Below are 20,123 nucleotides of genomic sequence, written 5' to 3'. Positions count from 1 at the left end.
CCCTCCATGTCAGGATAGTTGTCGCCTCGCTGCCTTTCGATGAAGGACAATGGGGGGCGGTAACGGTTGGAAGATGAAGCCTTATCCGGCGGAGTACAAAGAATGGGTGGTCGAGCAGATGAAGCCGCCCTTGAACCGGTCGGTGGCGGAGTTGGCCAGGGAGACAGGCATTACAACGGTGTGCCTGCGCAACTGGCGCAACGCGGCCCGAGAGCAAGGAAAGGTTGTGCCAGGCAACGGCAAACAAAGTGATAAGTGGTCCAGTGCGGACAAGTTCCGAGTGGTGCTGGAGACGGCGCCCCTGAGTGAGGCGGAGCTGTCCGAATACTGCCGCAGGAAGGGTATTCAGCCGGAACAGATCCGGGCGTGGCGGGCCGCGTGCGAGCAGGCCAATGCCAAGACACCAGACAAGCCTGACCTGGCGCAGCGCCGCGAGGAACAGGCGGCTCAGAAGCGGATCCGGGATCTTGAGCGCGAACTCAAGCGCAAGGATGCGGCGCTGGCTGAGACAGCAGCGCTGCTGGTGCTGAGAAAAAAAGCCGAGGCGATCTGGGGAAGGGACGAGGAAGACTGATCAACGTCTCGGATCGCCGCGATGCCATTGCGTTGATCGATGAAGCGGTAAAGAGCGGTGCACGCCAGTCCAGGGCCTGCGAGGAACTGGACTTGAGTGAGCGCACCTTGCAGCGCTGGCGCCATGCGCCAGAGGATGGCCGCCCGGGAGCGCAGCGCCCGGTGCCGGCGAACAAGCTCAGCGAGGCAGAACGGCAGGCCGTGCTGGCAGCGGCCAACCAGCCTGGCTACGAGAGCCTGACGCCGCACCAGATCGTGCCGAAGTTGGCCGACGAGGGCCGCTACCTGGCGTCGGAATCGACGTTCTACCGTGTGCTTCGGGCTGCAGGGCAGAGCCGGCGACGTGGACGCAGTCACAATGCCAAGCCCCGCGCGCCGACCACGCATCGTGCAGACGGTGCCAATCAGGTGTGGTGCTGGGACATCACGTGGATGCCCACTACGGTGAAGGGTCGCTTCTTCTACTGGTACATGATGCAGGACATCTACAGCCGCAAGCTGGTGGTCAATGAAGTGCACGAGAGCGAGTCGGTGGAGCATGCCCGCCGGCTGCTCGAACTGGGCTGTCTGCGCGAGCAAACGGCTGGGCGGCCGCTGGTGCTGCACTCTGATAATGGCAGCGTCATGAAGGGGCTGAGCATGCGCGCTGCGATGCAGGATCTGGGCGTGGTGCCGTCATACAGCCGCCCACGCGTGAGCAACGACAACGCCTATGCCGAAGCGTTGTTCCGTACGGCCAAGTACTGCCCGCTGTGGCCCGAGAGGCCATTCGATACGCTGGAACAGGCGCGTGAATGGGTGCATCGGTTCGTGCGTTGGTACAACGAGGAGCACCGTCACAGCGGGCTGAAGTATGTCACGCCGAACCAGCGGCACCGCGGGGAAGCGATACCCCTGCTGGCGCGACGAATGGTGGTGTATCAGGCTGCGCGCGCCCGGCACCCGCAGCGCTGGTCGCGGGGAATCCGGAATTGGAAGCTGGATCCAGTGGTCTACCTGAACCCCGAGCGGGCTGAGCTGGAGCCTAAGGAGTACCGGAAAGCAGCATAGCGGCGGACGCGACAACTACCTTGACACACGCCGCTCGGACAAAAAGTGACTCGCCGGCTACGCCGGCGAAACAGCGGCGCTTGCCAAGCACGACAACCCTACCTCGCAGCACCAAAAAGACCCAAAACCTTGAAGGAGACAACCCCATGCTACTGAAAGACAAAATCGTCATCGTATCCGGCATCGGCCCCGGACTGGGCATCAAGCTCGCAGTGGAAGCCGCGCGCGAAGGTGCCCGCGCCGTGGCCATCGCCGCTCGCACCGCGGCGAGGCTGGACGAAGCCCAGGCCCGCATCGACGCACTGGGCGCCGACTGCGAAGTGCTCAAGGTCGTGACCGATATCACCGACCGCGTCCAGTCCCGCCACCTGGCCACCGAGACCATGCGCCGCTTCGGCCGCATCGACGCACTGGTCAACAGCGCCTACCAGCACGGCAATTTCCCCGAGCCGGTGGAAGCCGCCGACCTCGACGTCTGGCGCCAGGTGTTCGACACCAATGTGTTCGGCACCATGACGCTGACGCAGGAGGTGGCAGCGCTGATGAAGCCGCAGGGCGGCGGCGCCATCGTGATGATCAACACCCAGGCCACGCGCAAGCCGATGCCCGGCGAGTCGGGCTACGCAGCCTCCAAGGGCGCGCTGGCGGTGGCGGTCAAGTACCTGGCGCGCGAACTCGGTCCGCACGGCATCCGCGCCAACAGCGTCTTCATGGGCTGGATGTGGGGCGCGCCGGTGCAGGGCTACGTGCGCCATGCCGCGGCCGAGCAAGGCGTCAGCGAGGACGCTATCATCGCACCGGTGGCTTCACAGATCGCACTGGGCCGCATGCCGACAGACGACGACTGCGCGCGCGCAGCGCTGTTCCTGGTGTCGGACTACGCCCGGGCGATCACCGGAGCCTCGCTGGATGCCAACGGCGGCGATTTCATGCCCTGACCCGCGACCCCTGAGCCCCCGAGCCATAGCCATGACCCGCTACATTGCCTTCAACGGCGACGCCGACGGCCTGTGCGCCCTGCAGCAGCTGCGCCTGGCGAACCCGGGCGACGCGACCCTGGTCACCGGTGTCAAGCGCGATATCCGGCTGCTGGAGCGCATCGGCGCCGCGCCGGGCGACGCCGTGAGCGCGCTGGATATCTCGCTCGACCAGAACCGCGACGGCCTGTTGCGGCTGCTCGCGGCCGGTGCAAGCGTGGAGTACTTCGACCACCACCATGCCGGCGAGCTGCCGGCGCATGCCGGCCTGCGCGCCCATATCGACGAGGGGCCGGAGGTCTGCACCTCCATCCTGGTCGACCGCTACCTCGGCGGGCGCCACCGGCGCTGGGCGATCACCGCCGCGTTCGGCGACAACCTGGCTCCCGTGGCCCGCGCGCTGGCGGCGCAGGCCGGGCTGGATGCGGACCAGACCGCCGTGCTGGAGCGCCTGGGTACCTGCCTGAACTACAACGCCTATGGCGAGTGCCTGGCGGATCTGCATTTCGATCCCGCCGAGCTGGCGCGCCACATGCTGCCGTTCGAGGATCCGCTCGCATTCGCGGCGCAATGCGGGGCCTATGCGGCGTTGTGCGACGGCTACGAGGAGGACATGGCGCACGCGCGGCGGCTGTCTCCCGCGCACGAGGTGCCCGGTGCCGCGCTGCTGGTGCTGCCCGACGCGCCCTGGGCGCGGCGCGCGATCGGCGTGCTGGCCAATGAGCTGGTGCGCGGGCGCCCCGGCGACGCGATCGGCCTGCTGTCGCCGAAATCCGGCGGCGGCTTCGCCGTCAGCGTGCGGGTGCCGGCGCACAGCGCTACCGGCGCGGCCGATTTCTGCCGCGGCTTCGAGACCGGCGGCGGCCGGCGCCTGGCCGGTGGCATCAACCACCTGGCCGACGCCGAGGTGGACCGCTTCACCCGCAGTTTCGCCGATTGTTTCGGCGGGCTCGCCGTTGTCAGCCCGGCGGGACAAACTCCGTAACCTCCAGCTCGAATCCGGTGACGGCGCGGTACGGCACCGGATGGCTGAGCAGGCGCAGCTTCTGCACGCCCACATCGCGCAGGATCTGCGCCCCGACTCCCAGCGCGCGTTGCGCGAACGCCGGCGCGGGTGCGGCCGAGGGTGGCGCGGCCAGCCGGTCCAGCCGCTGCTGCGGCGACTCGCGTTCGTCCAGCAGCACCAGCACGCCGCAGCCCTCGGCGCCGATGCGCGCGAGCGAACGTTCCAGGTTCCAGGCAGGGTGGGCCGGCGTGCCGAAGCCGAGCACGTCTCGCTGCATTTCCACGGTCTGCACGCGCGTGAGCACGGGCTCGCACGGGTCGGGCTTGCCCAGTACCAGCGCGAGATGGAGCGCGTCGACCGGCGCGTCGTGGTAGGCATGCACGGTGAAGCGGCCGTAGGGCGTGTCGAGTTCGCGCGATTGCGTGCGGTGCAGCGCGCCCTCGGTCAGCAGGCGGTGGTGGACCAGTCCGCTGACCGACACCACCGGCAGGCCATGGCGCCGGGCGTAGGCAAGCAGGCCGGGGCCGCGCAGCAGTTCGCCGTCATCATCGAGCAGCATGGCATAGGCGCCGGCCGCGACGCGCCCGGCCAGCCTCGGCAGGTCGGAGCAGGCCTCGGCGAAGCCCGCGCGGCGCAGCACGCCGTCCGGCTGCGCCACTACCGGGAAGATGTGCCCCGGCTGGACCAGGTCCCGGGGGGGGGGGGGGGCCGCCCCCCCCCCCCCCCCCCGCCCCCCCCCCCCCCCCCCGCCCCCCCCCCGGGTCTGTGGGCCCCGGGGGCCCCCGGGCCCCGGGGGGCCCCCGCCCCCCCCGCCGCAACGCGCAGCGTCAGGGCCCGGTCCGCGGCGGAAATGCCGGTGCTGACGCCAGTGGCCGCCTCGATCGACACCGTGTAGCGTTCGCGCTGGCGCTGGTTGGCCGCCATCGGCGGCAGTTGCAGCCGCTGGCGGCGCGCTTCGGTGATGGCCATGCACACCAGGCCGCGCGCCTCGGCGGCCATGAAGTTGACGTCGGCCTCGGTGGCGCGCTCGGCCGCGACCAGTACGCAGCCGGTGGCTTCCCCGGTTTCGTCCTCGATCACGAGCACGCGCTGGCCCGCGGCGAGTGCCGCGAGCACGTCGGCCATCGGGGGCAGTGCGCTGGGCGTGCTCATGCTGCCTCCTGCTGGCTGGCGCCGCTGTTGTCACCCCAGGCCTGTCGCAGCGCCGCCGCCGCCGCATCGAGCGCCTCGCTGGCGGCGTCGATCGCGCCCTGCATGCTCATGAAGCCATGGAACTGCCCGGGCCAGCGCCGCACCGTGGCGTTGCCGCCGGCGCGCTGCAAGGCCTCGCCATAGGCTTCGCCCTGGTCGCGCAGCGGATCGAATTCCGCGGTGATGATGGTGGCAGCCGGCAGGCCGTGCAAATCGCGCTGGTGCAGCGGGCTGGCGCGCACGTCGGTGGCATCCGCGCGATGGGCCAGGTACTGGGCGCGGTACCAGTCCAGTTCCGCCGCGCTGAGGAAGTAGCCCTCGCTGCATGCGCGGTAGCCGGCGCTGCCGGTGGCGGCGTCGGTGCAGTCCAGGTAGGGGTAGAGCAACAGCTGGTGGCGCAACGCGATGGCGCTGCCACGCAGCTGCTGGCTTGCCACGGCTGCCAGGTTGCCGCCGGCGCTGTCGCCGGCCACGGCTATCCGGGCCGGGTCGGCGCCCAGTTGCGCCGCATGCGCGGCGGCCCAGCGCACGGCCGCGACGGCGTCTTCGGCGGCGGCCGGAAAGCGTGCCTCGGGTGCCAGGCGGTAGTCCACCGACAGCACCAGCGCACCGCCGCGGCGCGCCAGGGTGCGGCAGATATTGTCGTGCGAATCGAGCCCGCAAAGGACAAAGCCGCCGCCGTGAAAATAGACCAGCAGCGGCAGCCCCGCGCTGTCGTCGGGCCGGTAAAGGCGCGCCGGCAGCGGCCCGTCGGCGCCCTCGATGGTGAGGTCCTGCTGCGCGGCGATGGCGTCACCGGGGGCGAAGCCCGGCATGGCCGCCAGCGCGGCGCGGTAGTCGGCGGCGCGCAGCGTCGTGAAATCGGGGCGGGGCATGGCGGCCATGGCGTCAAGCATGGCGCGGGCCTGGGGGTCGAGCGGCATGGTGTCTCCTCGAATGCTGTGTGGATATCTGGTTCAGAGCGCGAACGCCGGCGGCGTGCCCGCGGCAATGCCTTGTGCGCGTGCCTGGGCCGCGTGTACTGCCTGCTCGTGCGGCAGGATCCAGAACTTGCCGGCGGCCACGCCATCGAGGATCACGCGCGCGGCCTCGTCCGGGGTCAGGCCGGCGGCAATGCCGCTGCGCAGCGCGCCGTTCATCTGGTTCACCTCCTGCGGTCCCGCGCCGTTCAGGTCCCCGGCAATGCCGGTGGCCACCGGGCCGGGGCAGACCACCGAGACCTGGATCGGCAGGCCCGCCGCCTGCAGTTCCATCGCCAGTCCTTCGCTCAGTGCCACCACGCCCTGCTTGGACAGCGTGTAGGGCGCGAGCCACGGGCCGACGGCCAGGCCGGCCATCGACGCCACGTTGACGATGTGTCCCGCGCCTTGCGCCGCCATGCGCGGCACGAAGCAGCGCAGCGCGTGCAGCACGCTCCACAGGTTGACGCGCAGCACGCGCTCGAACACCTCGGGCGCCAGCTCCCAGCAGCGGCCGGTGGCGAGCACGCCGGCGTTGTTGATGAGCAGGTCGATGCGGCCCAGGCGCAGGAAGCTCTCAGTGCACAAGTGCTCGATCTGCCGCGCGTCGGACACATCGGTGGGAATGGCGATCACGGTCGCCCCGTTGCCGGCAAGCGCCGCGCGCGTCGCTTCGAGCGCATCGGCGTCGATATCCGCCAGCGCCAGCGCATACCCCTGCGCCGCAAGGGCATGTGCCAGCGCGCGGCCGATGCCGCCGCCGGCTCCGGTGATCACTGCGGCCTGCAGCCGCGGGTTTGCCGCCATGGTGGTCGTTCTCCGTGAAAAGACGGCGGCGCGGATCGCCGCCCATGGCTGTCTTTTAGCGGCAGCCCGCCCGCGCGGCATCGTCTGTTTGGGTAGTGCGTGGCGGCTCTGTGGGCTGGCTGGGGGTTTGCCCCTGGCCGGGTAAGCCGGGGTCTGTCCTTAGTCTGTTTGGAGTATGTGCTCGCGCCGCCGTGGCGTGAGGATTTGCCTTGTCCCGCAGGACTAGTCCGGCCCGCATGCGATGCCGTTCTGGACTAGGGCAAACCATGAAGGCAAGGGGCAAGCCGCGACGCCTTGCCGTCCCTATGAATTCGCGGCAAAAAAAGGGCCAGAGAGCCCGCAGCGGGCCAGCCGCGCGGCATGTCCGACGCGCTGCGCGCGCCACAATGGAGACAGAGGAAATGCTGATGGAGGTTAGCCAGAACCAGGCGGCCGCACACCTGTTTGCGCAAACCACGGTGTCGCTGTCGGAATTCAGCGCCTTGCTGGGCGATATCTACCAGGGCCCGATGGAGCAGGTGCCGTGGGGCAAGGCGCTGGAGCACATCCGACGCCAGCTCGACGCCAACTATGCCACGCTGATCCTGCGTTCGCCGGCCACGGACCGGCCCGGTCTGATGGTCAATGTGTCCGAGCACGGGGGCTCGACGCTCGCGGGCGAGACCTCCTACAACAACTACTACTACGCGCTCGATCCGTTCATCGGCCTGCCGTCGGACCGCGTGGTGACGATCGACGAGCACCTTGGTCCGGGCGTCTGGTGCCAGAGCGAGATCTACCAGCAGTTCCTCAAGGACATCGGTATCCGCTACATCCTGGGTGCCGACCTGCGCACCGATGACGGGATCGAATGCCGCTTCCGCGTTTGCCGCAATATTGACAGCACGAACTTCTCTGCCGCGGACAAGGCGCTGTGCACCGCGCTGCTGCCGCACCTGAAGCGCGCGGTGGACCTGCACTCGCGCATAGACGTGGTGGAATCGGAGCGCACGGTCTATGCCAGCGCCATCGACCGCATGCTGGTCGGCATGGTGATCCTGGATGAGTCCGGCACCATCATCAAGACCAATGCGGCCGCGGACGAGATCCTTGGCGCCAGGGACGGCATCCGCGCTTCCAAGGGCGGGCTCGACGTGGAATACGGGCAGGAGAACCGCAAGTTCCAGCGGCTGCTGCGCCAGGCGACGATGGGCCACCTCGGCACCACGCCGGCGCTGATGGAAGCGATGTCGATCACGCGCCCGTCGGGCAACGCCAGGCTGGGCGTGCTGATCCGCACGATTCCGCTCAGCGAGTGGTCGGAGGACAACCGCAAGCGTCCGGCATGCGTGGTGTTCATCCGTGATCCGGAGCGGCGCTCGCAGGCGTCGCACGACGTGGTGCGGCAGCTGTTTGATTTCACGCCAGCGGAGACGCAGCTGGCGCTGCAGCTTGCCAATGGTCTTACGCTCGATGAAGCCGCTGATGAACTCGGTATCAGCAAGAACACGGCACGCGCGCACTTGCGTGCGATCTTTTCCAAGACTGGGGTGACTCGTCAGGCTACGTTGGTGAGGATGCTGTTGAGTAGTGTGATTTCGTTGGGGTGAAGGTTGGTTCTTGGGGGGATTTGGTTGGCGTGCTTGGCAGGCGCTGCTGTTTCGCCGGCTCGGCCGGCAGGGTTTTGATTGAGCGGAAGTTATCGCTCTTGGCAGGCGCTGCTGTTTCGCCGGCGCAGCCGGCGAGTCACTTTTGTCTCGCGACAAAAGTAACCAAAAACGCGTTTTCGTGGTCGACGAACGGCCCATGGTGGTGAAGACGGTACAGGGCATAGCCACACTGCCTGCCGCGTAGATGATCAGGATAGACACGTCAGATGAGCGAACCCGGATTACTTGGTGGCTCCTCCTAACCAGGCCATCGGTCGGACGCCTACGGCTGCGCTGCGCGCGGCTCCGCTGAAAACAGTAAGGACAATATGGGGAAGTGGCGGAAGGGACGGGAGAGACGGGAAGCACCGCACCAGCGACGTTGATGCCCCGCGCATACCGAACATGACACGCGCACAGCGCAGCCGTAGGCGTCCCACCACTGACGCTATTGGAACGCTGTACCCGAGTCTGGTCGGGGATCGTTGAAAAGCCGGGTAACGTCAGCCACTGTCCCTGACTCACCGCGCGTAGCCGGGTGGAACGACTGACCACCGTGACAGGCGTCCAAAGCCGTTTGAACCACTGCCGCCGTGAAATTGATGCCAGCGGCCAGCGACGCGTTTTTCTGCCTACTCTTTTGTCGCTCGGACAAAGGAGTAGGTCGCCGGCTGCGCCGGCGAAACAGCGCCACCTGCCAAGCCCCACACACCAATCAACACTTCCCACTGAGCACCAGCGCAAAACCCTCCGGGGTCTCCAGCACCGCGCGTGTCTCATGCGGGCCCTGCGCCGCAGGCAGCGTCACAGTAGCACCGGCGCCCACCAGCCGCGCGATCGCGGCGCCGATCTCCTGTCCTTCCTCGATCCTGAACGCCAGCGCCGGCTGGTCCACCAGCCTCTCTTCGCCGGCCACGAGCGCCAGCGTCAACGCGCCCGCGTCGAGCGCGCAATAGCGGTCGCCATCGCGGAATTTCACGGACAGGCCGAGTGCTTCCGTGAAGAACGGCAGCGCGGTGTCGATGTCCGCAACGGGGTAGAGCAAAAGTCTGGCTTGCATGGTCTCCTTGTCCCTTCGATGAACGGGCGGGTTGCCCGTGGCCAATGATAGGGATGCGCCATCGAGTGCTCATAATCCAATCAGACGATGTTGCAACGCCTTGCGCCGACCAAACTGCAAGCACACAGGCCGCTTCCGGCCCGAGGCGCGGCACCCGGCGGCGTCCCGGCGGCGGTCCTGGACCATCAATAGAAGGAAGGGGACTGCAATGCGTTTTTCGCTGATCTATGAAGCACAGACCGTCGATGCCTCGCGCGCCGGCGACCACAAGGTGTTCGATGAAATCATGGAACAAGTGGTGCTGGCCGAGGACATGGGCTTCGACGTGGTCTGGGCGGTCGAGCACACCGCGCTCACCAACTACGCGCACATGAGCGCACCGGAGACATTCCTGGCCTTCGTCGCCGGGCGCACGCAGCGCATCGGCATCGGCCATGGCGTGGTATGCCTGCCGCCCGCGATGAACCATCCGGTCAAGGTGGCCGAGCGCATCGCCACGCTCGACATCCTCTCCGGCGGCCGCGTGCACTTCGGCGTGGGCAAGGGCGGTACCCAGCAGGAGGCCGGCACCTTCGGCTACGACCTGAACACCCTGCACCCGATGATCGACGAGTCGATGTACCTGATCCCGAAGATCCTGACGCAGGACGAGATCGAGCACGACGGCGAGTTCATCAAGATCCCGCGCCGCCCGATCCATCCGAAGCCGCGCCAGGACCCGCATCCGCTGATGTACCTGGCCTGCACCAATGCCGAGACGCTGCAACGCGCCGGTGCGCGCGGCATGGGCGCCCTGGTGCTCGGCTTTGGCGGCCCGGAGGATGTCGCCAAGAAGAATGAAATCTACCGCAGCGCGTGGGAGAGCCGCAAGGCCGAGGACCAGGTCGGCTTCCGCCCGCATCAGCACCTGGCGGCACTGTGCCCGACCATCGTGCTCGACGATGGCCTGGCCGCGCGCAAGATCGGCATCAAGGGGCAGCGCTATTTCATGGAGTCGCTGTCGTACTGGTACGCCGGCGGCGAGCGCCCCGACCCGTCGAAGTGGGACGACGAGCACGTCACCGCCACCGACGCGCAGGGCAAGGCCGTCATCAACACCAAGTTCGCCTCCGAGAAGGTCTCGGTGGACTTCAGCGACCCGTCGATGATGATGCTGAACCCGAACCACGCCTACGGCACCGTGGAGGACTGCATCGGCTACGTGCAGCGCCTGATCGACGCCGGCGCCGACGAGATCCTGTTCATCTGCCAGATGGGCACGGTGCCGCAATGGGCGCAGCTCGAAACCATCCGCAATATCGGCGAGCACGTGATCCCGCACTTCCGCAAGCAGGGCCGCAAGCTGAGCGCGGTGGCCTGATCGCGAAGCGCTGGCTTCGCCAGGGCTTGGCTTGCTCCCCTCTCCCGCTTGCGGGAGAGGGGCCGGGGGGTAGGGCAGGCGCATGCACGAAGCGCTGCATGAATAGCTAGTCCCATCAGACGATGGCACCTCGCCCGCCCGATGCAAACATCAACGCCAGCCACAAAACAAAGCTAAAGGAGACCCGCGGTGCCTCAACACAACGACCCCAAGGACCTGGCCGCACGCCTGATCGCGCGCGCCGAACAGATGATTCCCGCGCTGGCCGGCCGCGCCGAACAGGCCGAAGCCGAGGGGCGCATCCCCGCCGAGACCATCGCCGAGATGCAGGCCGCGGGCTTCTTCAAGGTGCTGCAGCCGCGCCGCTACGGCGGCTACGAGCTCGATCCGCAGACCTTCTTCCGCATCCAGATGGCGCTGGCCAAGGGCTGCATGTCCACCGCCTGGGTCTACGGCGTGGTCGGCGTGCACAACTGGCAGCTCGCGCTGTTCGACGAACGCGCGCAGAAGGAGGTGTGGGGCAACGACCCCGCCACGTTGATCGCCTCGACCTATATGCCGGTTGGCAAGGTCACGCCAGTCGAAGGCGGCTACCGCTTCTCCGGCCACTGGAAGTTCTCCAGCGGCAGCGAACTGTGCGACTGGATCTTCCTGGGCGGCCTGGTGCCGCCGGCCGAGCCGGGCGGCGCCTATGACTACCGCACCTTCCTGCTGCCGCGCTCCGACTACAAGATCGTGCGCAACTGGGACGTGCTGGGGCTGCGCGCGACCGGCAGCCACGACATCGTGGTCGATGACGTGTTCGTGCCGGACTACCGCACCCATCGTGCCGTCGATGGCGCCATGGGCACCAGCCCGGGCCTGGCGATCAACGACGTGCCGCTGTACCGCCTGCCGTTCGCGCAGATTTTCGTGCGCGCGGTGTGCACCGCCTGCATCGGCGCGCTGGAAGGCACGCTTGACGATTTCATCGGCTATGCGGACGGCCGCGTCAGCAGCAACGGCGGCAGCAAGACCGCGGAGGACGGTGGCGCGCAAATGGCCTGCGCCAACGCACAGGTGGCCATCGACGAGATGCGCACTGTCCTGGAACGCAACTTCAACGAACTGCTTGCCGTCGCGCGTGACGGCGGACAGGTGCAGACGCCGCGCCGCCTGCATTTCCGCTACCAGTCGTCGCAGGTGGCCGAACGCTGCGCGCAGCTCGCCAACGGCCTGCTGCGCTATGCCGGCGGCAACGGTATCTACCGCTCGAACCCGATGGTGCGCCGCTTCCTGGACCTGCACGCCGCGCGCGCCCACTACGCCAACAACCTGGACCGCTTCGGCCAGAACCTGGGCGGCGTGATGATGGGCCGCGCCAACACCGACTTCTTCATCTGAAGCCGGCCGACGGCAAGGGAGCACATCATGACTCAGAGCACAGCGCGCATGCAGCCGAAGGAGTTTGACGTGGTAGTGGTCGGCTCGGGTGCGGGCGGCATGCTGGCCGCCTGCCGGGCCGCCGACCGCGGGCTGTCGGTAGTGGTACTGGAAAAGAGCAGCCAGTACGGCGGCACCTCGGCGGTGTCGGGCGGCGGCATCTGGATTCCGCTCAACCACCATATCGCGCCGGCCGGTGGCCAGGACGACTATGCCAAGGCGCTGGAGTACGTGCTCGCGTGCACCGGCGAGCATGGCGACGCCCAGCGCATCCGCGCCTATCTCGAGCACGCGCCGCGCATGCTGCAGTACCTGGAGCAGCAGGCCGGCGTGCGCTATTACACGCTGCCGCGCTACGCGGACTACTTCCAGAAGGAACCGGGCGCGATGCCGGGCTACCGCGCACTGGATCCGATGCCGTTCGACGGCGCGCGGCTGCGCGAGGAATTCGACCGTTTGCGCCCGCCGTCGCCTGGCACGCTGGTCGGCGGCCGCGTAGCCGTGACCTCGCGCGAGGCGCACGCGCTGCTGTGCCGCTCGCCCGGCTGGTTCGGCCTGGCGGTGCGCCAGTTCGCCCGCTACTGGCTCGATTTCGGCTGGCGCCGCAAGACCCGGCGCGACCGCCGGCTCACGCTCGGCAACAGCCTGACCGGCGGGCTGCGGCGGGCCATGATGGATCGCGCGATCCCGCTGTGGCTCGATACCGCGCTGCAGGACCTGATCGTGGAAAACGGCATGGTGCGCGGCGTGCGCGCGCTGCAGGACGGGCGCGTGGTGGAGATCCGCGCGTCACGTGGCGTGATCCTCGCCGCCGGCGGCTTCGAGCGTAACCAGGCCATGCGCGAGCAATACCTGCCGCAGCCGACCCGGACCGACTGGAGCGCCACGCCGCCGAACAATACCGGCGATGCTATCCGAGCGGGACAGGCTGCCGGTGCCGGCGTGGCGCTGATGTCCCATGTCTGGGGCGCGCCTACGGTCCATGTGCAGGGCGAGGAGAAGCAGCGCGCGCTCTTCATCGAGCGCGCCATGCCCGGTTGCCTGGTGGTGAACGGAAACGGCCGGCGCTTCGTCAACGAGGCCGCGCCGTACTCCGAATTCGTGCCCGCCATGTACCGCGATCATGAAAAGACCGGCTGCAGCGTGCCGGCCTGGATGGTGTTCGACGCCACGTTCCGGCACAAGTACCCGTGCGGCCCGATCCTGCCGGGCTCGGTCATGCCGGACCGCAGCATTCCGGCCAATATGTCCGGCATCCTGGTGCGCGCCGATTCGCTGGCCGAACTGGCACGGCAGATCGGCGTCGATGCCGACGGGCTTGCGGACAGCGTTGCGCGCATGAACCGCTACGCCGCCACGGGCGTCGACGAGGAATTCGGCAAGGGCGACAACGTATTCGACACCTACTACAGCGACCCGGCGGTGCAACCGAACCCGTGCCTGGCGCCGATCGGCAAGGCGCCGTTCTATGCCGTGCGGCTCGATGCCGGCGATATCGGCACCAAGGGCGGGCTGGTGACCGATGCCAGCGCGCGCGTGCTGCGCGAGGACGGCAGCGCTATTACGGGTCTGTTCGCCATCGGCAATACCAGTGCCTCGATGATGGGCACCAGCTATCCCGGCGCGGGCGCCACCCTGGGCCCCGCCATGACCTTCGGCTTTATCGCTGCCGACCTGCTCTCGCAGCGGGCCCCGCAGCCGGCCGCCGAGCACCACGCTCAAACCGTACAGGAGGCCTCATGAGCGCCAATCCCGAAACCAGCGCCGCGCTGCGCGACGACATGCTGATGGCGATGCGCCGCATGGCGCGCTCGGTGGCGGTCATCAGCTGCCGCGAGGGCGAGCGCCGCTATTCGATGTCCGTGACCGCGGTCGATTCGCTGTCGGCGGATCCGCCTTCGCTGCTGATCTGCATCAACCGCAACTCGTCGATCTATCCGCCGCTCGATGCCGGCGCGGATTTCTGCATCAATCTGCTCGCGGCGGACCATCGCGACATCGCGGTGGACTGCAGCGGCCGCCTCAAGGGCGAGGAGCGCTTCACCAGCGGCGAGTGGGAAGACGACGTGCTCGGCGTGCCGTGCCTGCGCAACGCCCAGGCCAACCTGGTGTGCAGCCAGGACGGCCGCTTTGACTACGGCACGCACGCGGTCTTTATCGGGCGGTTGCGCGAGGTGCGGCTGGCGGGCGAGGTGTCGCCGCTGGTCTACGTCGACGGCGCCTACACCACGTCCGCGCCGCTGAGCGCGCTGTGCCCGGCCTGAACCGGCAGCGCAGGACCATGAGTGCCGGTTCCGCCATGCCGGCCGCCACCTGACACAACAGCCTGCCGCCAGGCGGCAGGCACACACCAACGAGGAGATTTCCCATGAGCCGACGTACTGAAGGCAAGATCGCAATCGTCACCGGCGCCGCCAGCGGCGTCGGCAAGGAAGACGCACTGCTGCTGGCGCGCGAAGGCGCGCGCGTGGTGCTGACCGACCTCAACGAGGAAGCCGGCCACGCGCTGGCCCGCGAGATCGGCGAGACCGCGCTGTTCGTGCCGCACGACATTGCCAGCGAAGCCGGCTGGCAGCAGGTGATGGCGCGCACCGAGCAGCGCTTCGGCGCACCGAACGTGCTGGTCAACAATGCCGCCATCCTGATGCTCGGCACGGTCGAGGACACCACGCTGGAGCAATGGCAGCGCGTGATGCGCATCAACGCCGACGGCTACTTTCTTGGCTGCAAGTACGGCGTCGCCGCGATGAAGACGGCCGGCGGCAGCATCGTCAATATGTCGTCGGTGGCGGCGCTGGGCGGCATGGGCGCGTTCTGCGCCTACAGCGCCAGCAAGGGCGCGGTGGCCGCGCTGACGCGCGCGGTGGCGGGCCACTGCAAGCAGAGCGGCTACAAGGTGCGCTGCAACTCGATCCATCCGGACGGCATCCTCACGCCGATGACCGCGGCCTTCCTGCCCGGCGGCGCAGCGGCCCTGTCGGAGGATATCGGTGGCGCCGAGCCGATGCAGCGCATGTGCCATCCGCGCGACGTGGCCAACTTGGTGCTGTTCCTGGCCTCGGACGAATCGCGCTTCATCAACGGTGCGGAACTGCGCATCGACAACGCGCAGACCATCATGGGCGTGGCCTGACCCCGCCCCGAGCCGAACAAGGACATCATGGCGCCAGTACCATTCCACCGGCTGCAGATCGCCGAAGTCGTCACGGAAACGGACCAGGCGCATTCGCTGGTATTCGCGTTGCCTGACGGCCTGCGCGATACCTTTGCCTACCGTCCCGGGCAGTTCCTGACGCTGCGCGTGCCGGTCGACGGCAAGCCGCTGCAGCGCTGCTATTCGCTGTCGAGCACGCCGGAGGTGGACCACGCCCTGCGCGTGACGATCAAGCGCGTGCAGGGCGGGCGCGTGTCCAACTGGATCTGCGATCATCTTGGCGCGGGCGACACGGTCGAGGTGATGGCGCCGGCCGGCGTCTTCACGCCGCCCACGCTGCACGGCGATTTCCTGTTGCTGGCCGGCGGCAGCGGCATCACGCCAGTGCTGTCGATCGCCAAGGCGGCGCTGCGCCACGGGCGCGGCGCGGTGACGCTGCTCTATGCCAACCGCGACGAGCGCTCCATCATCTTCGCGGACACCCTCGCGGCGCTGGCACGCAGCCACCCGGGCCGGCTGCGCGTGATCCACTGGCTGGACAGCGTGCAGGGGCCGCCGACGCAGCGCCAGCTGGAAGAACTGGTGCGGCCATGGAGCCTGGCCGAGTGCTTTGTGTGCGGTCCCGGTCCGTTCATGGACGCGGCCCAGGCAGCGCTGCAGGAACTTGGCGTGCCGCGCGGCAAGCTCCACGTGGAGCGCTTCCTGTCGCTGCCCGATGCACCGGTGGCAACACCGGCCGCGCAACCGGCCGTGACGGATACGGCCAACCCTGCGCCCGCCATGCGCGGCGCCGCGCTCACCGTGCTGCTCGACGGCGATACGCACCAGGTCAACGTGGCGCCGGACGAAACCGTGCTCGACGCGCTGCAGCGCGCCGGCGTGGCCGCGCCCAATTCCTGCCGCGCCGGTCTGTGCGGCGCCTGCATGTGCCAGGTGACGCAGGGCGACGTGACGCTCGGCGAAAACCATGTGCTCGACCGTGCCGACCTGGAGGCGGGCTGGACCCTGGCCTGCCAGGCGCGCGCGGCGAGCGACGAGATCCACCTGAAGTTCCCGGACTGACATGACTGCCTCCGACACCATTGATGCCATTGCGGACCCGGCCGGCCTCGACGCCGCCGGGCAAGAGGACCTTGCCGCGACCATTCCCGAACTGGTGCGGCGCGCGGCGCAGCGCCACGGCGAACGCACCGCCATCCAGGAAGACGGGCTGCGCATGAGCTACGCCGGGCTGGATGCGTGCCGGATACAGGCGGGGCGGGCGCTGATGGCGCTCGGCGTGCAGCCGGGCGACCGGGTCGCGGTGTGGGCGCCGAATTTCTCGGAATGGATCATCGCGGCGCTGGCCACGCACAGCGTGGGCGCGGCGCTGGTGCCGCTCAATACGCGCATGAAAGGCATGGAAGCGGCGGCCGTGCTAGAGGACAGCGGCGCGCGCCTGCTGTTCTGCGTCGACGATTTCCTCGGCGAGCGTTATCCGCAGATGCTGGCGCCGCACCGGCCGGCCACGCTGGAGCGCCTGGTGATCCTGCGGCCGGGGCGGGACACGGCGCTGGGCGACGGCGAGCTGGCGTGGGATGACTTCCTCCAGCTGGCGCAGCAGGTGGACACGGCCGCATTCGCCCAGCGCGAGGCCGGCGTGCGCGGCGACACGCTCATGGACATCATGTTCACCTCCGGCACCACCGGGAGGCCCAAGGGCGTGATGACCGCGCACGCCCAGAACCTGCGCGCCATCGATGGCTGGGCCGCGATCACGGGGGTGCGCGCCGGTGACCGCTACCTGATCGTCAACCCGTTCTTCCATACCTTCGGCTACAAGGCCGGCTGGCTCGCGGCGCTGTCGCGCGGGGCCACCGTGCTGCCGCACCTGGTCTTCGACGCCGAGGCCGTGATGACGCGCGTGGAGAACGAACGCATCACGGTGCTGCCGGGGCCGCCGACGCTGTACCAGACGCTGCTGAATGCGCCGCGCCTGCGCGAGTTCGACTTGTCGTCGTTGCGCGTTGCCGTGACCGGCGCCTCGGCGATCGCGCCGGTGCTGATTCAGCGCATGCGTGACGAACTCGGTTTCGACACGGTCATCACCGGTTACGGCCTGACCGAGTCGTGCGGCTTTGCCACGCTGACCCGTGCGGGCGACGATGCCGAGACGGTTGCCGGTACGTCGGGGCGCGCCATGCCGGGGGTCGAACTGCGTTGCGTCGATGCGCAGGGCCAACCGGTCGCTACGGGTGAGGCGGGCGAGGTGCTGGTGCGTGGCTACAACGTGATGCAAGGCTACTTCGGTCTGCCCGAAGCCACCGTGGAAGCTATCGATGCCGATGGCTGGCTGCATACGGGCGACGTCGGCTCGCTCGATGCGCGTGGCTACCTGCGCATCACGGATCGCATCAAGGACATGTTCATCGTGGGTGGCTTCAACTGCTACCCGGCGGAAGTGGAAAAGCTGCTGGTGGCCCATCCGGCGGTGGCCCAGGTCGCGGTCGTCGGCATGCCGCATGAGCGGCTGGGCGAAGTCGGACGTGCGTATGTGGTGCTGCGCCACGGCGCGCGGCTGGATGCCGAGACCCTGATCGTCTGGGCGCGCCGGCACATGGCCAACTACAAGGTGCCGCGCGAGGTGCAGTTCGTGACATCGCTGCCGGTGAGCGCGGCTGGCAAGGTCTTGAAGTATCAGTTGCGGGAAGCCTGATGAGCGAGGGATTGGATATGAACGAAATTGCCAGTATTGCTGACCGCCTTGCGCGGCTGGAAGCCGCGGATGCGATCCGGGCGCTCAAGCTGCGCTACCTGCGCGCGTGCGATGACAAGGACACCGAAGCCATGCGGGGCTGCTTCGTGCCGGACAACGCGCATATCCACTATGACCGGATCGGAAGCTTTGCCGGGCGGGATGCGCTGGTGCAGTGCTTTGCGGAGCTGGCGTGCCGGCCTACTCTGAGGGAAATGCATTTTGCGGGGCAGGCGGATATACGGGTACTGGATGCGGATACGGCGCAGGGGAGTTGGGATCTGGCGTACCTTGCGCTGGATGATGCCAATGGCTCGCGTACGTTCCTGACCGGACGCTATGCGGATGAGTATGTGCGGGTCGACGGGGTGTGGCTGATCCGGTCGACGGTGTTTGCGACGGGGTTGTTGTCGCAAGGGGAGTGATTTCGGGGGATGTGATTGGTTTGCTGGCGTCGCTGGCAGGGAGTTTGTGGTGATTGGGTTATCGTGCTTGGCAGGCGCCGCTGTTTCGCCGGCGTAGCCGGCGAGTCACTTTTTGTCCGAGCCCTCCATGTCAGGATAGTTGTCGCCTCGCTGCCTTTCGATGAAGGACAATGGGGGGCGGTAACGGTTGGAAGATGAAGCCTTATCCGGCGGAGTACAAAGAATGGGTGGTCGAGCAGATGAAGCCGCCCTTGAACCGGTCGGTGGCGGAGTTGGCCAGGGAGACAGGCATTACAACGGTGTGCCTGCGCAACTGGCGCAACGCGGCCCGAGAGCAAGGAAAGGTTGTGCCAGGCAACGGCAAACAAAGTGATAAGTGGTCCAGTGCGGACAAGTTCCGAGTGGTGCTGGAGACGGCGCCCCTGAGTGAGGCGGAGCTGTCCGAATACTGCCGCAGGAAGGGTATTCAGCCGGAACAGATCCGGGCGTGGCGGGCCGCGTGCGAGCAGGCCAATGCCAAGACACCAGACAAGCCTGACCTGGCGCAGCGCCGCGAGGAACAGGCGGCTCAGAAGCGGATCCGGGATCTTGAGCGCGAACTCAAGCGCAAGGATGCGGCGCTGGCTGAGACAGCAGCGCTGCTGGTGCTGAGAAAAAAAGCCGAGGCGATCTGGGGAAGGGACGAGGAAGACTGATCAACGTCTCGGATCGCCGCGATGCCATTGCGTTGATCGATGAAGCGGTAAAGAGCGGTGCACGCCAGTCCAGGGCCTGCGAGGAACTGGACTTGAGTGAGCGCACCTTGCAGCGCTGGCGCCATGCGCCAGAGGATGGCCGCCCGGGAGCGCAGCGCCCGGTGCCGGCGAACAAGCTCAGCGAGGCAGAACGGCAGGCCGTGCTGGCAGCGGCCAACCAGCCTGGCTACGAGAGCCTGACGCCGCACCAGATCGTGCCGAAGTTGGCCGACGAGGGCCGCTACCTGGCGTCGGAATCGACGTTCTACCGTGTGCTTCGGGCTGCAGGGCAGAGCCGGCGACGTGGACGCAGTCACAATGCCAAGCCCCGCGCGCCGACCACGCATCGTGCAGACGGTGCCAATCAGGTGTGGTGCTGGGACATCACGTGGATGCCCACTACGGTGAAGGGTCGCTTCTTCTACTGGTACATGATGCAGGACATCTACAGCCGCAAGCTGGTGGTCAATGAAGTGCACGAGAGCGAGTCGGTGGAGCATGCCCGCCGGCTGCTCGAACTGGGCTGTCTGCGCGAGCAAACGGCTGGGCGGCCGCTGGTGCTGCACTCTGATAATGGCAGCGTCATGAAGGGGCTGAGCATGCGCGCTGCGATGCAGGATCTGGGCGTGGTGCCGTCATACAGCCGCCCACGCGTGAGCAACGACAACGCCTATGCCGAAGCGTTGTTCCGTACGGCCAAGTACTGCCCGCTGTGGCCCGAGAGGCCATTCGATACGCTGGAACAGGCGCGTGAATGGGTGCATCGGTTCGTGCGTTGGTACAACGAGGAGCACCGTCACAGCGGGCTGAAGTATGTCACGCCGAACCAGCGGCACCGCGGGGAAGCGATACCCCTGCTGGCGCGACGAATGGTGGTGTATCAGGCTGCGCGCGCCCGGCACCCGCAGCGCTGGTCGCGGGGAATCCGGAATTGGAAGCTGGATCCAGTGGTCTACCTGAACCCCGAGCGGGCTGAGCTGGAGCCTAAGGAGTACCGGAAAGCAGCATAGCGGCGGACGCGACAACTACCTTGACACACGCCG

The 20,123-nt window shown here is 67.8% G+C and carries 16 protein-coding genes and 1 pseudogene; 13 read left to right on the top strand and 4 right to left on the bottom strand.

What is annotated here, in order from left to right:
• The first annotated feature begins 73 nt into the window (after positions 1–73).
• The 3 genes from AC3FKG_RS29280 to AC3FKG_RS29270 all read left to right on the top strand — a co-directional run bounded on the left by AC3FKG_RS29280 (position 74) and on the right by AC3FKG_RS29270 (position 3,585).
• Positions 74–1,623 (top strand): IS3 family transposase gene (locus AC3FKG_RS29280; RefSeq protein WP_488742417.1). Its coding sequence is split into 2 segments (ribosomal slippage): positions 74–560 and positions 560–1,623, totalling 1,551 coding nucleotides; the frame shifts between segments, so codons are not numbered across the junction.
• A gap of 146 nt (positions 1,624–1,769) precedes the next feature.
• Positions 1,770–2,561 (top strand): SDR family oxidoreductase, encoded by a 792-nt coding sequence (locus AC3FKG_RS29275; protein ID WP_483712122.1) that lies wholly within the window; start codon positions 1,770–1,772, stop codon positions 2,559–2,561.
• 31 nt (positions 2,562–2,592) lie between these two features.
• Positions 2,593–3,585 (top strand): acetyltransferase, encoded by a 993-nt coding sequence (locus AC3FKG_RS29270; RefSeq protein ID WP_488744817.1) that lies wholly within the window; start codon positions 2,593–2,595, stop codon positions 3,583–3,585.
• On the opposite strand, the pseudogene AC3FKG_RS29265 reads toward AC3FKG_RS29270, so the two are convergent.
• From AC3FKG_RS29265 to AC3FKG_RS29255, 3 genes and pseudogenes are all read right to left on the bottom strand, one after another.
• Positions 3,560–4,758: pseudogene (locus AC3FKG_RS29265) on the bottom strand (3,4-dihydroxy-2-butanone-4-phosphate synthase). The gene AC3FKG_RS29270 and the pseudogene AC3FKG_RS29265 sit on opposite strands and share 26 nt — an antisense overlap.
• Positions 4,755–5,720 (bottom strand): alpha/beta hydrolase, encoded by a 966-nt coding sequence (locus tag AC3FKG_RS29260; protein ID WP_488744816.1) that lies wholly within the window; start codon positions 5,718–5,720, stop codon positions 4,755–4,757. Before AC3FKG_RS29260 ends, AC3FKG_RS29265 begins: the two are co-directional and overlap by 4 nt.
• Positions 5,721–5,753: 33 nt before the next feature.
• Complete coding sequence (locus AC3FKG_RS29255; RefSeq protein ID WP_488744815.1) at positions 5,754–6,563, bottom strand: SDR family NAD(P)-dependent oxidoreductase; 810 nt, start codon at positions 6,561–6,563, stop codon at positions 5,754–5,756.
• Positions 6,564–6,964: 401 nt separating this feature from the next.
• Between AC3FKG_RS29255 and AC3FKG_RS29250 the strand changes: the two genes are divergently transcribed.
• Positions 6,965–8,152 (top strand): helix-turn-helix transcriptional regulator, encoded by a 1,188-nt coding sequence (locus AC3FKG_RS29250; RefSeq protein ID WP_483712117.1) that lies wholly within the window; start codon positions 6,965–6,967, stop codon positions 8,150–8,152.
• A gap of 754 nt (positions 8,153–8,906) precedes the next feature.
• On the opposite strand, the gene AC3FKG_RS29245 is transcribed toward AC3FKG_RS29250, so the two are convergent.
• On the bottom strand, positions 8,907–9,251 hold the full coding sequence (locus AC3FKG_RS29245; RefSeq protein ID WP_488744814.1) for a VOC family protein: 345 nt from the start codon (positions 9,249–9,251) through the stop codon (positions 8,907–8,909).
• A gap of 208 nt (positions 9,252–9,459) precedes the next feature.
• On the opposite strand from AC3FKG_RS29245, the gene AC3FKG_RS29240 reads away from it, so the two are divergent.
• The 9 genes from AC3FKG_RS29240 to AC3FKG_RS29200 all read left to right on the top strand — a co-directional run bounded on the left by AC3FKG_RS29240 (position 9,460) and on the right by AC3FKG_RS29200 (position 20,090).
• A complete protein-coding gene (locus AC3FKG_RS29240; protein ID WP_483712115.1) occupies positions 9,460–10,611 on the top strand; it encodes an LLM class flavin-dependent oxidoreductase in 1,152 nt (383 codons plus the stop codon).
• 249 nt (positions 10,612–10,860) lie between these two features.
• Entirely contained in the window at positions 10,861–11,994 is a 1,134-nt protein-coding gene (locus AC3FKG_RS29235; protein ID WP_483714388.1) for a flavin-dependent monooxygenase, read from the top strand.
• A gap of 27 nt (positions 11,995–12,021) precedes the next feature.
• The gene (locus tag AC3FKG_RS29230) at positions 12,022–13,776 is read left to right on the top strand and encodes an FAD-dependent oxidoreductase (RefSeq protein WP_483712114.1); all 1,755 of its coding nucleotides are present in this window, start codon (positions 12,022–12,024) and stop codon (positions 13,774–13,776) included.
• Complete coding sequence (locus AC3FKG_RS29225) at positions 13,773–14,297, top strand: flavin reductase family protein (RefSeq protein WP_483712113.1); 525 nt, start codon at positions 13,773–13,775, stop codon at positions 14,295–14,297. Before AC3FKG_RS29230 ends, AC3FKG_RS29225 begins: the two co-directional genes overlap by 4 nt.
• Positions 14,298–14,401: 104 nt before the next feature.
• Positions 14,402–15,166 (top strand): SDR family oxidoreductase, encoded by a 765-nt coding sequence (locus tag AC3FKG_RS29220; protein WP_488744813.1) that lies wholly within the window; start codon positions 14,402–14,404, stop codon positions 15,164–15,166.
• 27 nt (positions 15,167–15,193) lie between these two features.
• On the top strand, positions 15,194–16,249 hold the full coding sequence (locus AC3FKG_RS29215) for a 2Fe-2S iron-sulfur cluster-binding protein (protein ID WP_488744812.1): 1,056 nt from the start codon (positions 15,194–15,196) through the stop codon (positions 16,247–16,249).
• A gap of 1 nt (position 16,250) precedes the next feature.
• On the top strand, positions 16,251–17,882 hold the full coding sequence (locus tag AC3FKG_RS29210; RefSeq protein WP_488744811.1) for a FadD3 family acyl-CoA ligase: 1,632 nt from the start codon (positions 16,251–16,253) through the stop codon (positions 17,880–17,882).
• A 17-nt stretch (positions 17,883–17,899) separates the two neighbouring features.
• Entirely contained in the window at positions 17,900–18,346 is a 447-nt protein-coding gene (locus tag AC3FKG_RS29205) for a nuclear transport factor 2 family protein (protein WP_488744810.1), read from the top strand.
• Positions 18,347–18,540: 194 nt separating this feature from the next.
• Positions 18,541–20,090, top strand: a protein-coding gene (locus tag AC3FKG_RS29200) for an IS3 family transposase (protein WP_488742417.1) whose coding sequence is annotated in 2 segments (ribosomal slippage) — positions 18,541–19,027 and positions 19,027–20,090 — 1,551 coding nt in all. Because the reading frame shifts where the segments join, the coding sequence is not laid out codon by codon here.
• Positions 20,091–20,123 lie beyond the last annotated feature (33 nt).

The sequence above is a fragment of the Cupriavidus sp. 22TCCZM04-2 genome, assembly GCF_057798895.1.
The sequence above is the reverse complement of the archived record's forward strand: the minus strand, read 5'-3'. Positions and strand labels throughout refer to the sequence as shown.

Excerpts from the sequence above, each read along its gene's own strand:
- AC3FKG_RS29275 (WP_483712122.1), top strand. The coding sequence starts at position 1,770 with ATGCTACTGAAAGACAAAATCGTCATCGTATCCGGCATCGGCCCCGGA.
- AC3FKG_RS29270 (WP_488744817.1), top strand. The coding sequence starts at position 2,593 with ATGACCCGCTACATTGCCTTCAACGGCGACGCCGACGGCCTGTGCGCC.
- AC3FKG_RS29260 (WP_488744816.1), bottom strand. The coding sequence starts at position 5,720 with ATGCCGCTCGACCCCCAGGCCCGCGCCATGCTTGACGCCATGGCCGCC.
- AC3FKG_RS29255 (WP_488744815.1), bottom strand. The coding sequence starts at position 6,563 with ATGGCGGCAAACCCGCGGCTGCAGGCCGCAGTGATCACCGGAGCCGGC.
- AC3FKG_RS29250 (WP_483712117.1), top strand. The coding sequence starts at position 6,965 with ATGCTGATGGAGGTTAGCCAGAACCAGGCGGCCGCACACCTGTTTGCG.
- AC3FKG_RS29245 (WP_488744814.1), bottom strand. The coding sequence starts at position 9,251 with ATGCAAGCCAGACTTTTGCTCTACCCCGTTGCGGACATCGACACCGCG.
- AC3FKG_RS29240 (WP_483712115.1), top strand. The coding sequence starts at position 9,460 with ATGCGTTTTTCGCTGATCTATGAAGCACAGACCGTCGATGCCTCGCGC.
- AC3FKG_RS29235 (WP_483714388.1), top strand. The coding sequence starts at position 10,861 with ATGATTCCCGCGCTGGCCGGCCGCGCCGAACAGGCCGAAGCCGAGGGG.
- AC3FKG_RS29230 (WP_483712114.1), top strand. The coding sequence starts at position 12,022 with ATGACTCAGAGCACAGCGCGCATGCAGCCGAAGGAGTTTGACGTGGTA.
- AC3FKG_RS29225 (WP_483712113.1), top strand. The coding sequence starts at position 13,773 with ATGAGCGCCAATCCCGAAACCAGCGCCGCGCTGCGCGACGACATGCTG.
- AC3FKG_RS29220 (WP_488744813.1), top strand. The coding sequence starts at position 14,402 with ATGAGCCGACGTACTGAAGGCAAGATCGCAATCGTCACCGGCGCCGCC.
- AC3FKG_RS29215 (WP_488744812.1), top strand. The coding sequence starts at position 15,194 with ATGGCGCCAGTACCATTCCACCGGCTGCAGATCGCCGAAGTCGTCACG.
- AC3FKG_RS29210 (WP_488744811.1), top strand. The coding sequence starts at position 16,251 with ATGACTGCCTCCGACACCATTGATGCCATTGCGGACCCGGCCGGCCTC.
- AC3FKG_RS29205 (WP_488744810.1), top strand. The coding sequence starts at position 17,900 with ATGAACGAAATTGCCAGTATTGCTGACCGCCTTGCGCGGCTGGAAGCC.